Raw genomic sequence first — 15,554 nt, 5'->3', positions numbered from 1 at the left:
AGAAAGAGACCATGACCAAAATTGCTATTTTTGATGAATGGATTAAAACTAAGAAAGCTCTAAGGCAGGGGATTAGACTACTATTTTCTGTGCGTACTGGGGTAAGAACCACTTATCTTATAAACCATCCTACTTAGGGAACTAGCATTTTCTAAACCAATTGCAAAGGCAATTTCTTGGAGGTTAGCAGAACTGTTTTGTAATAAATACAATGCTTTTTGAAATCTAATTTGTTGAATAAATTGGTGAGGTGCCACTCCAAAAGCTTGTTTGAACGAACGCAAAAAATGATATTTGGATAAGCAACTAATTTGAGCAAGTTCTTCTAATTGAAGAGGAGCGTTATAATAAGCATAAATGTAATCAACCGCCAGATACAATCGCCTTAGAAGTTCGACCTTAGTACTTTTTTTAGTGTTTTTTAGGAATTGAATGGACTTATCCTGCTGTTGTTGGTTTAAAACAATGTATTCAAAAAGTGCCAACAATGCCACTTCCTTTGCTTCAGTGGGTGTTGTGTCAATTAGATATAGTTTTTGTAGTTGAGTTACCAATCGATTAAATGTTGAGCTACGCCAAGTCGCTTTTAATTGGAAAGAAGGAAGAGGAGTATTAGAGTCAAAAGGATCATCTAGTAATCTGCCTGAAGTGTGATACAACCAAGAACTAGCATCTTTTAGGAATTGAGTTCCAAAATGGATGTTAAAAACCTCCGTCGCATTCCTATTAGGAAGAATCAAATCGTAGCGTGCTTTGTTATTGGTCAGAACGTAGGCATTGTCCTTAATCAAAACTTGATGTTTCTCAACGCGAATAATAGATTGCCCTTGTACATTCATGAAAATTGAAAGAGGACCTTCAATATCTTCACGAATTGTTTTTGAGGCTGTTGTATGCAACAAAACGGTTGGCCATCCTGCCGTCGGGAGGTGAACACCATTGGGACCTTTTTGGTTTTGGAATTGATGTTTGATTTGACGTTTGAGCCAATTTATATTGGGAAATTGAGAAATAAGCATTGGCTAAAATATAGTACTTATATTAAAGTAGTTTGCCAAAATCAAGCAAGGAACGTATATTGTCCGCTAAAGGATAACATTTTAGCGGACAATATTAATTAACTAGTATTGGAAAGGAGGGTTAAATTTCTTTGCGCAAACGGGCAACAGGGATGCCTAGTTGTTCTCTATATTTAGCAACAGTACGACGAGCTATATTGTAACCCTTTGCTTGCAGCATATTTTTTAATTTCTCGTCAGAAAATGGTTTGCGCTTGTTTTCTGTAGAAATAATTTCTGTCAAAATCTTTTTAACTTCTCTTGTAGAAACCTCTTCTCCTGACGTTGTTTGCAGTGATTCTGAGAAAAACTCTTTTAAGCTTTTTGTTCCAAATTCTGTTTGAACATATTTGCTATTCGCAACACGAGAAACCGTAGAAATATCTAAACCTGTAATTTCTGCAATGTCTTTTAAAATCATTGGACGAAGACGCTTTTCATCGCCAGTCAGAAAGAAATCATATTGATATTGCATGATGGTGTACATCGTTTTCATCATGGTATTCTGACGTTGTTTAATGGCATCAATGAACCATCGGGCGGCATCGATTTTTTGTTTGACAAACATGGCTGCTTCCCGTTGAACTTTATTTTTCTTGTCAGCGCTATAAGCACTTAACATTTCTTTGTACTGATTGTTAACACGCAATTCAGGAGCATTTCTATTATTTAGAGACAATTCTAGTTCTCCGTTTTTGGTCTCAATGATAAAATCAGGAACAATGTATTGTTTTTTTAGATTAGAAGACGGCGCATAGACAGCCCCAGGTTTGGGATTTAATTTTAGAATTTCTTCTGTTGCCAATCTAAGATCATCTCGATAGAGAGAAAGTTGACGCAATAATTTATTATAATGTTTTTTAGAAAACTCTTCAAAGTATTTGTCAATAATAGTGTGTGCTAATTGCAGATATTTTACATCCTCTTCACTATAGTTTTCGGTAACATCTCTAGACAAGATCTTGCGTTCTAATTGAAGCATTAAGCATTCTTGTAAATTTTGTGCTCCAATTCCAGCAGGTTCGAATGTTTGAACTTTTTTTAGCACTTTTAAAACATCCTCTTCAGAGACGATAAGGTTGTGAGCAAATGCCAAATCGTCTGTAATCGCAATCGGTTCCCTTCTCAAGTAGCCATCTTCATCAATACTCCCAATAATTTGATCGGCAATTTTTTCCTCTTCTTCATCCAAGTCTAGCAACCCCAATTGGCGTTCCATGTGTTCGTGAAAAGAACTTTCAATAGCAATAGGAATGGTTTTTTCCTCATCATCTGCCGAATGATTGTTAATTTCATATTTATAAGAAGGCTCGTCATCGTTCATATAATCCTCTAAATATTCCTCTAGAGAGTTATCTTCTTGACGTTCTGCTTCCTCGTTGATGTCTTCGTCTTTATCGTTTTTGTCAGTACCATAAGCTTCATCATCAATAAAATCATCAGTTAGTGCTTCTTCTTCCTCTTTGTTCAAATCATCTTTTGAATCTTCCAAGGCAGGATTAGCCTCCAACTCTTCTTGAATTCTTTGTTCAAGCATGACGGTTGGTACCTGAAGTAACTTCATCAACTGTATTTGTTGAGGAGATAACTTTTGTATCTGTTTTTGTGAAAGATTTTGCTTTAACATAAAACTGTAGTTTTTAATTGAGTAGGACTTGTTATCTGAGTTTTTTTTAGCGTGGTGTTATTTGTTAAACGCAGAATAGCATTTAAAAGTTACCATTATAAGCCTAAAAATACATTTTTTTTTGACTTTATTGTCCTACTTGGTAAGGTTTTTGATAAAGACAAGAACTTAAAAATAAAGTGTATCTGATACAGTTTGTTTATTGTCAGTAGATTAAATGCCGCAAAGATTAAACAATTATTATTTTTGAGGAAGTGTTCTTAGGATTTAGATTTCTATTATAGAGTACCTAATCTACAAGGATTGCAACTACTAAGATAGCTTTAGGATGAAGGATAGAAAGGGAAGTTCTTATCAATCAATTTCAGGGATAAGAAAATCAATTTGAATGGCTTCGTCTACTTCTAGTCCAAACAAAGTCGCTGCTTTATCCATATTCACAGCAATTTCCAGTAAGCCTGACGAGTTAAACAAGCAAAGGACTTCACCAACAGGAACATCCGCATAATTTTTGCTAATCGTGGTAATTGGATCGTATCGCTTAAAGTAAATCTCAAAATCACGCTTTTGTCGAATTCGGTCAAAAAGTGGTCGATCTATATTCAGGATAACATTTTTGTAATTATCAATATGGATGACCGAGCCTCTAATTTGATCTTTTCCTGTAATTGGGCGCAAGGATAAACGTTCTAAGATATCTTTGGCTGGTTTGCCAATGTCTTTGAATGGCTTGCCTTTTAAAATAAAACCAATGGCTTTAGCAAAAATTTCTTTCACTCCAAAAACAGCGTTACCAATAGAGTAATCTAACTCATAAACCTGTTGAAGAGGCGTTGAAAACATAAGTGAGAAAATGCCATTATCAGGTCCTATGAAATAATGACCATCGTGTAAGATAGCTAAAAATCGAGGGTGTTTTTTATAAAAATTGTTGACCGAAATCAAATGAATTGTACCTTTAGGAAAGCTTTTATAGGCATTTTTTAGAATATAGGATGCCTGCACGATATTGTAGTTTTCAATATCATGTGTAATATCTGCGAAAATAACAGGTATGCCTTGTGATAGGATGTTACCCTTTATAACTCCCACGCAGTAGTCCCGCCATCCAAAATCCGTTGTTAGGGTTACAACATTCATTTATTCTTCTAAGAAAGTGTCTTTGTGATTAAGTGTTATTAACAATGATATAGCTTATTGTCTGAATTAATCTTATCTGGAAAGGCAAATTACATGAATTTTGTTGAAATGAAGAATTAAAAAGAAAAATTGTTAAAAGTTACCCCTTGACTTCTTTCTAATAATGCCTCAGATAAATATCAAAAATTAAATACTGTCATACCATAAATAGTGTACTTTTGTACGCTGTATGGAATGTTTTGTTGTGGATAAATTATTATAAAATAGTTGTTTGTATTCTTGTCTTAACCTATTAGTCTAATAGGTCAGGACGTAGCTTTTGAGTTCTTAAATAAGCTTGTTCGTCTCGCCAGTCTTCAATCTTTCGTTTGTGACCAGATAATAAAATATCTGGAATTTTATGCCCTTTATAATCCGCAGGGCGTGTGTAAACAGGTGGCGCTAACAAATTGTCTTGAAAAGAATCAAACAAAGCCGACGATTCATCATTAAGTACGCCAGGCAAGAGACGACCTATAGAATCAACCAAGACAGCTGCGGGCAATTCTCCTCCCGATAGCACAAAATCACCGATGGAGATTTCTTTGGTAATATACAAGTCTCTAACCCTTTGATCTACTCCTTTGTAATGACCACATAAAATGATTAAATTCTCTTTGAGAGACAATTGATTACAATGTTTTTGCTCCAAGCGTTCTCCATCAGGTGTCATATAGATAATTTCGTCATAGTCTCGCTCTGCTTTTAGCGATTCAATGACATTGGCGATTGGTTCTACCATCATAACCATACCTGCTCCGCCTCCAAATTGATAATCATCAATTTGCTTGTGCTTGCCAATTCCATACGTTCTTAAGTCATGTAAAACAATTTCTAGCAAGCCTTTATCCTGTGCGCGTTGCATGATTGAGTGAGCAAATGGACTTTCCATTAGGCTAGGAACGGCAGAAATGATATCTATACGCATGATGTTTTGTTTTGATGAAAATTGTCTGGTGTTGTTAATGCTAGGAATATATTGTACTCAATTACTTATTGGGCACAGATACTACTAACATGGATGGTTGTAGCAAATCATTGTTTGAGAAACCAACCACAAAATTATAGAAAAAAGATAAGATGTGAAAGAATAGGGAATTTTAAAGTAATATTTTGGGTTTTAAATGAACTATTCATAATCTATTTGGTAACTTTAAACGTATAAAAGCGATATTAAACAGCCTATCAGGCAAAACACCTATAAACAAAGAAAGTCACAGATATATACATGACTAAAAAAATTAACGAAGCCCCTTTTGTCGAGTTCCCCATTTTAAAAAGCAAACGACTAACAATGCGCCCAATTGAAATGGGCGATGCACCACAGATTTTTGATATGCAAACCGATGATTTGGTATTGCGATATATTGCCAAGAAAAAGCCAACTTCGTTGGAAGAAGTTGAAAGTTTGATTCAACACATTGAGGATGCCTATAAAAAACAAGAAATGCTATGTTGGGCAGCGGTTATTCGAGATGGTGACAAAATCATAGGAACCTGTGGTTTTAATCGAATAGAAAAGGATAATTTAAGAGCTGAAATTGGAGGTGCTTTGAGTCCTAGATATTGGGGAGTAGGAGTTGCCTATGAAGCTGTTAAACAGATTATTGATTATGGATTCAAGGAACTTGGATTGCATACTATTGAAGCAAAGGTAGATTCTAACAATCGTAGCGCTGTATTTTTATTAGAACAATTGGGCTTTGTACGAGAAGGTCATTTTAAGGATAGAATGTATTTTGAAGGTGTTTTTTACGATATGGATATTTATACCAAGTTTAGAGAATCTAAAAATGGATTGTATTAACCTTGATACTTTGTGGGGCTTTGTATTTAATTCTTAACTCCTTAAAAGTCAATAGTTCGTTGCGCTGCTACTATGTGGTATTTTGTGAGTGCTACATAGTTGATAATTAATAAATTGTACTTTTGTTGTGTTTTGCTTTAAGCTTTGATTATCAGTTGAATATGAATGTGTTTTTATCTTTTTGGTAACTAAGCGATAACGATTTTAGGAACGCAAGCATTAGTTAGACTATTATAATAACAAAAAAAAGAATTATTATGAGTTTGTTGTATACATTGATTATTGGTGGCTTGGCAGGATGGATTGCTAGCAGCTTAATGAAAGGTCGTGGTATGGGAATTTTGATGAATATTATTTTAGGAATTATCGGCGCTTTTGTTGGTACTTTTTTGTTTAAGGTATTGCAAGTAGATGGAGGTGTTTTGGGAATTCGAAGTGGTTCTATTTTAATGGATATCGTTAGCTCTACTTTTGGTGCTATTGTAGTACTTTTTATAGCTAAAGTTTTGGCTAAATAAATAAGGAACTTTGTTCCTAAGCGTCGTGAACGACTATATAGTGTCTACAAAAGACAATTGTCATTTAGACAATCGTTTGTTGAAAACACGCAGCGCAGTTCGCTACTGTTATTCAGAAAGGCTAAAAAGAGATTGGAGTTGGAATAAATTGATTAATAGATGTTTGATTGTTTTTTTTGCATTATTTTTGCAAAAGAATAAATCAGCAATAACTATCAACTACTATATCAAGTAGTCAGTATACTTCAAATATAATGGCTTATAACGTATAGCCAAATAGAGGAGAATTGTATGGAATACAGCACCCTATGTTCACCAAGGAATGCAATTAGTGAACGACTGTATTTTGAGGTTAGTTATTGAACTTTAAATCGAATCCCAAACTATTAAATAATTACGATGCAAGTATCCATTTATCCAAAATTATTGGCAACTAGTTTGCTGCTCATGAGCCAAGTTCTTTTATTGGCTCAAAAAAAGGTCAGAACACCAGCCGCCGCAGAAAAAGAATACAAATCCAAAGATTATTACGAAGCAGCAGATATTTATAAAGCCGTTTTCTCTGCTAAAGATTTAAAATTGTCAGGCAGCAAGTTAGCCATGCATCAATTTTATTATGCAGAAAGTTGTCGAAGAAGTTATAACTATGCTAGAGCACAGGAGTACTATGGCTTGGTGGCAACAGGAGAATATGCTGACAAATACCCTGAGATAGATTATTATTACGCTTATTGTTTGAAACACAACGGAAAGTATGAAGAGGCTATAAAGTATTTCAAAGAGTTTTTGGCAATGGAGGTGAAGGGGATAGAGTTAACGTATTTGCAATTGGAAGCAGACCATGAATTAAAAGGGTGTTATTTAGCCCTAGAATTGGTAGAAAACCCAGACCGAACCTCTAAAATTATTCATCTGAGTGGAGATGTTAATACAAAATATTCTGATTTTTCGCCTCATTTGGTAGGAGAGACACTGTATTATTCTTCTTTGAGGTTTGAACGTGAATTGACACGAGGAAAAGTAGTTGGAAAAGGGCAAACACTAGTGGGCAAAATTATGACTGCTGATAATAGAGGACAAAGCCGTTTTGAACAATCCAAAAACAAAAATCTTAACTTAAAATATGAAAATTCAGGAAATTCCAACTTGAATTTGGATGGTACGAAGTTATATCTGACTAAGTGCGACTACGATGAACGGAAGGAAAAAATGATTTGCCAAATATATTATTGCCCCAAAAAAGGGAAAAATGATTGGGGAGAAGCCGTTAAGTTACCTGAAAATATCAATGTAGAAGGGGTGACGTGTACACATCCTGCTATTGGTTTTGATAGCGTGCGCAACAAAGAGGTTTTGTATTTTGTATCTGAACGAAAAGGAGGAGTCGGCAAAAAAGATATTTGGATGGCTGAAGTTTTGGGCGAAAATGAATACGGAGAAGCTCGAAACTTAGGAGAAAATATCAATACAATAGGGGATGAAGTATCTCCATTCTTTCACAATACAACACAATCCCTTTATTTTAGCTCTTCGCATCGCCCAGGTTTAGGAGGCTTCGATGTTTTTCATGCTAATATAATTGACGGAGAGTTTGATGAACCAATTAACATCGGTATTCCTCTGAATAGTGCCGCCAATGATATTTATTTTATTATTAATCCTGATGATTCTACAGGGTATTTTGCTAGTAACCGCCCTGGATCGCAGATACTGACAGGCGAGTCTTGTTGCAATGATATTTACGAATTGAAATTGCCAGAGTTTCCTCCTGTTCGTCCAAAGCCAGAACCTGAACCACCTTTGGTCTTATCTGACCCAACGCCAGAGCCAGAACCAGTGTCTATTGTAGAGCCAGAGCCGATCCCAATCCCAGTACCAACACCAGAGCCAGTAGAGACAGTTATAGAAGAAACGGTTCAAGTTACTTTGGATGAATTGAATAAGCTATTGCCTTTGGCTTTGTATTTTCATAATAACGAACCAAGAGATTTAGAAACGTCTTATTCTAGTACGTATACCAAGTATGCAGGAATGCGAAGTAAGTATAAAAAAGAACACGTACCTCAATACAACAAATCAATTCAAGAACAAATTGCAGATAATATTGACGATTTCTTTGATAATAAGGTACAAGGAAACTATAAAAAAATGCACTTGTTTTTTGATGAGTTAATTACTGCAATGGAAAATGATTTTAAATTAGAAATTGCCATTCAAGGCTATACCTCTCCTCGTGCCTCTGCTGCTTATAACAAAGCACTAGCAAATCGTCGCATCGTGAGTGTTATGAAGGATATGCTGGCATACAAAGAGGGGGGGCTCAAAAAATACTTGGATAATGGACAGCTTTCTTTGAAGGAACTTCCTTTGGGGGAAGGAAAAGCTCCTGCGGGAATTAGTGACGATATTGATGATCCACGAAATTCTATTTATAGTGTAGAGGCGGCAAGCCAACGACGAGTTAATTTTATTGTTGTTGAATTACAACAAGAGTAGGTGTTTTACAAGTTATCGATATACTTAGATCATTCCGATTAATTCGAGAATGATCTTTTTTTGTGTATATCCTTGGAGGGATGTGGATGGATATTTTGCGGAGAGCAAATATAATTTTATAATTATAATATGATATAGTATCTTGTTGGGGTTCTTATGCTCAAATTAAATGAACTATTGTATATTTGCGGCGGGAAGATATATTATACTAATTTATACGAATCAAAATTATCAACAATGAAAGATTACTCTACACTACAAGCATTAGTAGCTATAGACTCGCCAAGTGGATTTACAGAAAGAGCAAGTCAATATATACATCACTTGTTAACAGAATATGGTTGGAGTCCCGACTATACTAATAAAGGAGCTGTGCGTTGCACGTTGGGAAGTCAAGCTCCAACTTTGGCAATTGCAGCCCATGTAGATACCTTAGGAGCTGTTATTTCTGACATTGCTAAAAATGGAACACTAAGAATTTCTAAAGTAGGTGGTTTGTCTCTAAATGGTTTTGAAGGGGGATATTGTAGAATACATACCTTGGAGGGGAAGGTATACACAGGTACTTTGTTATTAGATAACCCCGCAGCTCATGTCAACAAGGATTTGAATAGTGCACAACGAAGCTTATACAATATGCACATTCGTTTGGATGAAGAAGTTGAATCAAAAAAAGACATAGAAGCCTTGGGGATAAATGTAGGTGACTTTATTTGTTTTGAAACAAATTACCAAGAATTGCCAAGTGGTTACATCAAATCTCGATTTATGGATAATAAGGCAGGATGTTTTGTGTTGTTTGAACTTGCCCGCCAAATAAAAGCAAAGGGATGGGATGTGCCAGTACAAATCTTCTTCTCTAACTATGAAGAGGTCGGACATGGTGGTACTTGTGGTTATGCGCCTTCCGTTGAAGAGTTATTAGTCATTGATATGGGGGTTGTTGGAGATGGTACGGCTGGTGAAGAAACCGCCTGTTCTATTTGTGCCAAAGATAGTTCTGGTCCATACGATTATGGTATGCGTAAACAATTGGTTCAATTAGCTCAAAAATACGCAATTCCTTATCGTTTAGATGTCTATCCATTTTATGGTTCGGATGGCTCGGCTGCATTAAGAGCTGGCAATGATTATCGAGTAGGTTTGATTGGTCCAGGAGTCTCTGCATCACATGGAGTAGAACGAACACATCAAAAAGGCATTCAAGCTACGATTGATTTGTGTATGGCTTATATCGAATCTAAGTTCAAAGCATTATAATCCTTAAATGAGCATAGGGTTGGGAGCAGAATGTATTATTAGAACTATACTTTTAGTTAATTAATGTTAGAATGCGTTAAGGTACTGGTAAGGGTTTGCTTTTTGACACTCAAAACTCTATATTGAATTATTTTTAAGAGTAAATAGCTGATTTTAGAAGGGTAATTTAGTACAAGAGAACATTTTTTAGTAAAAAAGTAAAAAATGAAAAGAGGTCTAATACTAAATAAGTCTATTATTTTTACGACTTTTACCCTAATATGTGACTTGAAGTATTTTTGTGTGTTAAGATAGCTTTCTAAGCTGCAAAATAGTTATAGAATATGAAGTGCACCCAAAATCAAGTTAGTCAAAATTAAAAATTACTCTATACCACCACTAAAGCAGTCAGAGTTTTGTCAGAACGTTTAGTTATTATACCTACCTATAACGAAAAGGAAAACATAGAAAATATTATCCGAGCTGTAATGGCTTTGGAGCCTAGCTTTCATTTGCTTATTGTAGATGATGGTTCTCCTGATGGTACCGCAGGTCTTGTCAAAAATTTGCAAAATGAATTTGCAGGTCGTTTGTTTGTTGAGGAACGGCAAAGCAAACAAGGTCTCGGAACGGCCTATATACATGGTTTTAAATGGGCCTTAGAGTCCACTTACCAGTATATATTTGAGATGGATGCCGACTTTTCACACAACCCTAACGATTTGCCTCGTTTATTTGAAGCCTGCCAGAAAGATCAGGTAGGGGTTTCGGTAGGGTCTCGCTATACCAAAGGGGGGAAAGTAGTCAATTGGCCATTCAATCGTTTGTTGATGTCAAGAGGTGCTTCAATTTATGTTCGTTTGATTACTTGGATGCCTGTAGCAGATGCTACCGCAGGTTTTGTCTGTTACAAACGTTCGTTTTTAGAGCAGCTAGATTTTGATAAAATTGAATTCAAAGGCTATGCATTTCAAATTGAAATGAAGTTTGCTGTATGGCAGCTTGGATATAAAATAGAAGAAGTACCAATTATTTTCAAAGATAGAGAAAAGGGATCTTCAAAAATGAGTTCTGATATTTTTAACGAAGCATTTTTTGGAGTGCTAAAGATGCGTTGGAAAGGTTGGACAATGAGTTATAAACGATAATTATTTACAATTTCAACTTTTAAATGGATAAAAAACAGTTGAAACGTTACGTTAAAGTATAAAAAAATGAATTGGTTACTATATATTATTTGTTTTTATTGGCTGCCATTTGTAGGAATGTATAAGCTTTTTGAAAAGGCAGGAGAGCCAGGATGGGCTGCTTTGGTTCCTTTTTACAATGCTTTTGTTGTGGTAAAAATTGTGGGCGCTCCCAAATGGTGGGTTGCTGCTATGTTGATCCCTGTCGTACATTTCTTTATTATTGCAGGGATGTTGATTGAATTTAACAAATCGTTTGGGCAGTACAAATTTATTGATAATGCAGCCGCAATTATTCTACCTTATATTTATTACCCTTATTTGACGACTAAAAATCCAGAATACGTTCATCAAGCATGGGCAGTTCAAAATGATCTTCGCAAACGTTTTAAAGCAGCTGCAAAATCTGATAGCAAATCAGAAATGCGTCGTTTGGAAAAAGAAAACCCATTCCCAAAAAAATCAAAGGTAAGAGAATGGTCGGAATCTATTATTTTTGCTGTGTTTGCAGCGCATTTTATTCGAATGTTTTTAATCGAAGCATATACCATTCCGACACCTTCTATGGAAGGCTCTTTATTGGTTGGTGATTTTTTGTTTGTAAGCAAAGTACATTATGGTTCTAGAATGCCTATGACACCACTGGCTTTTCCTTTAATTCATAATATGTTGCCTTTCTCTGGTGGCGAATCGTACAGTAAGGCGGTAAAATGGGGTTATAGTCGAGCACCTAGAATTCAAAATGTAGAACGTTATGACCCTGTGGTGTTTAATTATCCAGAAGATGATACGGCTGTTGGAGGCTTGGAGGCAGATGGTTCTTTGTTTCCGTATGAATTACAATACCACAATCAGTTAAAAGCAGTACCACCTAAAGATAGAAAAGCCCTTCGCCAAAAACTATTGGTACGGTTTGCAGATCGAATGGTTTATCGCCCTGTTGATAAACGAACACACTATATCAAGCGTTGTGTTGGAATTCCTGGAGATAAGATTGAGGTGAAAAATGGTGTCTTGTATGTCAATGATAAAGAGGCAGAAGATATCAAGGGGGTACAATATGAGTACCAGTTGATTGGTCAGAAAGTGAATACACTAGAAGTACCTACTTTGGAAGAGAACTATCGAGTTACTTTTTATAAAGATCCTAGAAATCCTAATAATGTAGTCCGTTCCATTGCTTATATGCACCCAGATGTTGCTGCTCAAATGGTAAAAGATTTGCCAGGAGTAGATCAAATAGAACGTCGGTTAAAACCCAAGGGATACACACCTGGAACGTTCCCTTATAATGGAGAAAAATATCCTTGGAATATTGACCATTATGGTCCTATTACAATCCCTAAAAAAGGAACAACAATCAACTTATCTATGGATAATATAGAGTTATACACTCGTTTGATTGCGGCTTATGAAGGGAATGATTTGAAGATTGAAAATGGAAAAATCTATATTAATGGAGAAGCAACGACTACTTATACGCCGAAGTTAGATTATTATTGGATGATGGGAGATAACCGCAATAATTCGGCAGATTCTCGATCTTGGGGCTTTGTGCCTGAGGATCATATTGTAGGAAAACCATTGTTTGTTTGGTTGTCTCTGAAAAACGGTAGCCTCAAGAATGGTGGTGTTAGATGGGATCGTTTATTTATGGGGGCTTCAGGAAGATAAATAATCAAAAAATAACGGTTGTTGAGAACAACTTCTTGCTAAAAAAGTTAATAAGGGCGAACCTTATTAACTTTTTTTCTTTTATGGCAAGAAAGGGTTCTTCTATGGCAAATAATTTTCCTTTGAATATTATTTCATACTGTAAATTTGTGGGCGAATTTCAAGAAACAGCTTCTAGTGATGCGGTTGCAATAGGAGAGGTTATGCTCATATTAGTAAAAAAAATCCTAATCAATCGCCATCTGAATTTGAAACAATTTAAAAATGAGATTATTTATTTTATTACTTTTATTATCATGTTCTTATCAGAACACTTTATTAGGACAGCTCAGCTCTTTGAATAAGGAAGGACATAAACGTATCCAAGATTTTATCAAAAAAGCATCTGGTGTATACAACAATAAAGCACAAGCAGACACAACTCAAAACCCCTTACTTCGATTGTCTGAAATTAGGGCTTTTCGAATATGGACACATAAAAAAAATGATTACTGGATGTCGATAGGATGGTATCAACCCAATTTCCCAGAACAACCAATGGGGGAGAAAATTTTTCATATCAAGTCTTTTGAGAATGATACCTTGTGGGTGGATTGTTATTCGTGGAAAGAACCGAATAATAAAAAGTTGTTGCTACAATGGAAAGAAAAACATCCGTACAAAAAACAACAACTAGACGACTTAATGAATGATGGTTGTGGAAACTACATTGTTAAAAACAAAGATGGTAGTTATGAATTAAAAACTATAGAAAATCAAATCTGTGCTTTCGACAACCCTATGGCACCATTTGACGGCTTGTTTTTTCATTTTGTGTTTGATGCTAAGGGAACCCAAATGGATATTTATGATAAAAACTATAAGGGGAAGAACGTGATTTTTCATTATATGGATGCTCCTATGTTGATGCGACAAACAGCTAGCATCAATAAGTTCTAACTTTGCCTATCAAAAACTATTTTGTTAATCATAAGTTGTTCCTTTAAAAGTTGTATTTTGCAAGCTACTTTTATAGCTATTACTTGCTCACAAAGTATTAATAACAATAGTCTGTTATTTATTGCTTAATAGTTTTTGTTGAGAATGTATACCAATAAGAAATTAGCAGACTCCTAACTAAATACACGGCATGCTATATCTAATACAAATAGGCTTTTTTACCATTACGATCTGGGATGCCCTAGATATTTTTATTGTTGGATTTATCCTTTTTCAGATTTACAAATTATTAAAAGGAAGCCTAGGATTTAACATATTTATAGGGCTTGTACTCGTGTATATTGCCTGGAGGTTGGTTTCTGTTCTAGAGATGCCCCTTTTATCTTCTATTTTGGGGCAGTTTGTAAGTGTTGGGATGATTGCTCTTTTGATTTTATTTCAGCCCGAAGTACGTCGATTTTTATTATTTGTGGGACAAGGTTCTCTACAAACAAGGTTTAAATTCTTGCAACGATTTTTTAAGCAAAACCAATTGTCTGAAAATAAAAAAATATTAAAAGAAAAAACCATACAAGCCATTATTAAAGCTTCGGAAGCTATGTCTAAGAGAAAAACAGGGGCATTAATGGTGTTTTCTAGTGCCCCTAATTTAGAAGGTCTATATAGTTCTGGAGTAATGGTTAATGCGGATATTTCTTCACAGTTGATTTTAAGTATTTTTAATAAAGAAAGCCCGCTTCATGATGGGGCGATGATTTTGAAAGACCAAAAAATAATAGCGGCTAGTTGTGTATTACCTGTCTCAGATCGTCCTAACATTCCTCAACGTTTGGGACTGAGACATCGTGCAGCGGTCGGGATTAGTGAGAATACCAATATTATGGTTTTTGTAATATCTGAAGAAACGGGCAATATCTCTTATGCGAGGGGGGGGGAAATTATAGAACGAATTACGCCAAATAAAATGAGGCAATTGCTAGAGCGTATGTTGTTTATTGTATAAATAGGTTGAAGTCCTAATGGCTGAGGGGAGTTACTTTCTTTTTAGAACTATTTGGGCACATAATTGTTAGACCAACAGAATCGCTGGGAATTAGTACCATAAATAAGCCAATAAACGATCACTTATGTTATTTATACCAAAACTAAAAGAACATTTATTAAATCCTTTGCCAGGCATAGACGCACAGCTAAAAATGATGAGTAGTGGACTTCGAAAGAATGATCCAGACATGTATGTGAAGGCAGCTAAGGATGCAAGAAAAGCTTGTGTATTATTGCTTTTATTCCAAAAGGAAGGAATTTGGCATACTGCATTGATGGAACGCCCTGAAACGCCCTATGCTCATAGCAAACAAATTAGCTTTCCTGGTGGAGGATTGGAAGCGTCAGATGCTACTTTAGAAGCAGCAGCACTGCGAGAAACAGAAGAGGAATTTGGAATTCCTAGAGAAGATGTTACTATAATCGGTCGTTTGAGCCAATTGTATATTCCAGTCAGCCGATACTTAGTACATCCTTTTGTTGGTTACTTAAAAGAGGCTCCTGTTTATACGCCCGACCCCAAAGAAGTCGCTGAAGTAATTGAGGTTAGAATCGAAGATTTGATTGACCCCACATTAAGAAAGTTAACCAAAATAAAAACATCTAGTGGACTGATCTTGAGGGATGTCCCTTATTTTGATTTAAAAGAAAAAATCGTTTGGGGAGCTACGGCTATGATGCTGAATGAGTTTTCTGAAATATTGGAAACGTTACAGAAAGAAGGTTATCTTGCTGTGTAAGTAAGGTTTACGAAACTTAGTGTCTTCATTTCAATAGACAATGAAT

General features: G+C 35.5%; 13 protein-coding genes. 9 read left to right on the top strand and 4 right to left on the bottom strand.

What is annotated here, in order from left to right:
- Positions 1 to 80: 80 nt before the first annotated feature.
- The 4 genes from QP953_RS21235 to trmD all read right to left on the bottom strand — a co-directional run bounded on the left by QP953_RS21235 (position 81) and on the right by trmD (position 4,792).
- Complete coding sequence (locus QP953_RS21235) at positions 81 to 1,019, bottom strand: AraC family transcriptional regulator (protein WP_309552895.1); 939 nt, start codon at positions 1,017 to 1,019, stop codon at positions 81 to 83.
- Positions 1,020 to 1,140: 121 nt separating this feature from the next.
- Positions 1,141 to 2,685, bottom strand: a complete 1,545-nt coding sequence (gene rpoN, locus QP953_RS21230; RefSeq protein WP_052599764.1) for an RNA polymerase factor sigma-54 — start codon at positions 2,683 to 2,685, stop codon at positions 1,141 to 1,143.
- A 354-nt stretch (positions 2,686 to 3,039) separates the two neighbouring features.
- Positions 3,040 to 3,825 carry an S-adenosyl-l-methionine hydroxide adenosyltransferase family protein gene (locus QP953_RS21225; protein ID WP_052599765.1) on the bottom strand — a complete coding sequence of 262 codons (786 nt, stop codon included), beginning with the start codon at positions 3,823 to 3,825 and terminating at the stop codon, positions 3,040 to 3,042.
- Between the two features lie 292 nt (positions 3,826 to 4,117).
- On the bottom strand, positions 4,118 to 4,792 hold the full coding sequence (gene trmD / locus QP953_RS21220) for a tRNA (guanosine(37)-N1)-methyltransferase TrmD (RefSeq protein ID WP_052599766.1): 675 nt from the start codon (positions 4,790 to 4,792) through the stop codon (positions 4,118 to 4,120).
- A gap of 300 nt (positions 4,793 to 5,092) precedes the next feature.
- Here trmD and QP953_RS21215 point away from each other — a divergent pair, with 300 nt between their 5' ends.
- From QP953_RS21215 to QP953_RS21175, 9 genes are all read left to right on the top strand, one after another.
- The gene (locus QP953_RS21215) at positions 5,093 to 5,671 is read left to right on the top strand and encodes a GNAT family N-acetyltransferase (protein ID WP_052599767.1); all 579 of its coding nucleotides are present in this window, start codon (positions 5,093 to 5,095) and stop codon (positions 5,669 to 5,671) included.
- 257 nt (positions 5,672 to 5,928) lie between these two features.
- On the top strand, positions 5,929 to 6,189 hold the full coding sequence (locus QP953_RS21210; protein ID WP_309552894.1) for a GlsB/YeaQ/YmgE family stress response membrane protein: 261 nt from the start codon (positions 5,929 to 5,931) through the stop codon (positions 6,187 to 6,189).
- Positions 6,190 to 6,588: 399 nt separating this feature from the next.
- On the top strand, positions 6,589 to 8,685 hold the full coding sequence (locus QP953_RS21205; protein ID WP_309552893.1) for a hypothetical protein: 2,097 nt from the start codon (positions 6,589 to 6,591) through the stop codon (positions 8,683 to 8,685).
- A gap of 237 nt (positions 8,686 to 8,922) precedes the next feature.
- Positions 8,923 to 9,945: a M42 family metallopeptidase gene (locus QP953_RS21200; RefSeq protein WP_309552892.1), complete on the top strand. Its 1,023-nt coding sequence runs from the start codon at positions 8,923 to 8,925 to the stop codon at positions 9,943 to 9,945.
- Positions 9,946 to 10,340: 395 nt separating this feature from the next.
- Positions 10,341 to 11,072: a polyprenol monophosphomannose synthase gene (locus QP953_RS21195; protein WP_309552891.1), complete on the top strand. Its 732-nt coding sequence runs from the start codon at positions 10,341 to 10,343 to the stop codon at positions 11,070 to 11,072.
- A 66-nt stretch (positions 11,073 to 11,138) separates the two neighbouring features.
- Positions 11,139 to 12,785: a signal peptidase I gene (gene lepB / locus QP953_RS21190; protein ID WP_309552890.1), complete on the top strand. Its 1,647-nt coding sequence runs from the start codon at positions 11,139 to 11,141 to the stop codon at positions 12,783 to 12,785.
- A gap of 264 nt (positions 12,786 to 13,049) precedes the next feature.
- Positions 13,050 to 13,724: a hypothetical protein gene (locus tag QP953_RS21185; protein WP_156039901.1), complete on the top strand. Its 675-nt coding sequence runs from the start codon at positions 13,050 to 13,052 to the stop codon at positions 13,722 to 13,724.
- Between the two features lie 190 nt (positions 13,725 to 13,914).
- Positions 13,915 to 14,727, top strand: a complete 813-nt coding sequence (cdaA, locus tag QP953_RS21180; protein ID WP_052599775.1) for a diadenylate cyclase CdaA — start codon at positions 13,915 to 13,917, stop codon at positions 14,725 to 14,727.
- A 124-nt stretch (positions 14,728 to 14,851) separates the two neighbouring features.
- The gene (locus QP953_RS21175) at positions 14,852 to 15,508 is read left to right on the top strand and encodes a CoA pyrophosphatase (protein ID WP_052599776.1); all 657 of its coding nucleotides are present in this window, start codon (positions 14,852 to 14,854) and stop codon (positions 15,506 to 15,508) included.
- The last annotated feature ends 46 nt before the right edge of the window (positions 15,509 to 15,554 follow it).

This window comes from Aureispira sp. CCB-E, from assembly GCF_031326345.1.
Taxonomy (GTDB): domain Bacteria; phylum Bacteroidota; class Bacteroidia; order Chitinophagales; family Saprospiraceae; genus Aureispira.
Note: the sequence above shows the minus strand (reverse complement) of the source record. Positions and strands in the feature narration are given on the sequence as shown.

Coding starts and splice junctions, on each gene's coding strand:
- QP953_RS21235 (WP_309552895.1), bottom strand. CDS start 1,019: ATGCTTATTTCTCAATTTCCCAATATAAATTGGCTCAAACGTCAAATC.
- rpoN (WP_052599764.1), bottom strand. CDS start 2,685: ATGTTAAAGCAAAATCTTTCACAAAAACAGATACAAAAGTTATCTCCT.
- QP953_RS21225 (WP_052599765.1), bottom strand. CDS start 3,825: ATGAATGTTGTAACCCTAACAACGGATTTTGGATGGCGGGACTACTGC.
- trmD (WP_052599766.1), bottom strand. CDS start 4,792: ATGCGTATAGATATCATTTCTGCCGTTCCTAGCCTAATGGAAAGTCCA.
- QP953_RS21215 (WP_052599767.1), top strand. CDS start 5,093: ATGACTAAAAAAATTAACGAAGCCCCTTTTGTCGAGTTCCCCATTTTA.
- QP953_RS21210 (WP_309552894.1), top strand. CDS start 5,929: ATGAGTTTGTTGTATACATTGATTATTGGTGGCTTGGCAGGATGGATT.
- QP953_RS21205 (WP_309552893.1), top strand. CDS start 6,589: ATGCAAGTATCCATTTATCCAAAATTATTGGCAACTAGTTTGCTGCTC.
- QP953_RS21200 (WP_309552892.1), top strand. CDS start 8,923: ATGAAAGATTACTCTACACTACAAGCATTAGTAGCTATAGACTCGCCA.
- lepB (WP_309552890.1), top strand. CDS start 11,139: ATGAATTGGTTACTATATATTATTTGTTTTTATTGGCTGCCATTTGTA.
- QP953_RS21185 (WP_156039901.1), top strand. CDS start 13,050: ATGAGATTATTTATTTTATTACTTTTATTATCATGTTCTTATCAGAAC.
- cdaA (WP_052599775.1), top strand. CDS start 13,915: ATGCTATATCTAATACAAATAGGCTTTTTTACCATTACGATCTGGGAT.
- QP953_RS21175 (WP_052599776.1), top strand. CDS start 14,852: ATGTTATTTATACCAAAACTAAAAGAACATTTATTAAATCCTTTGCCA.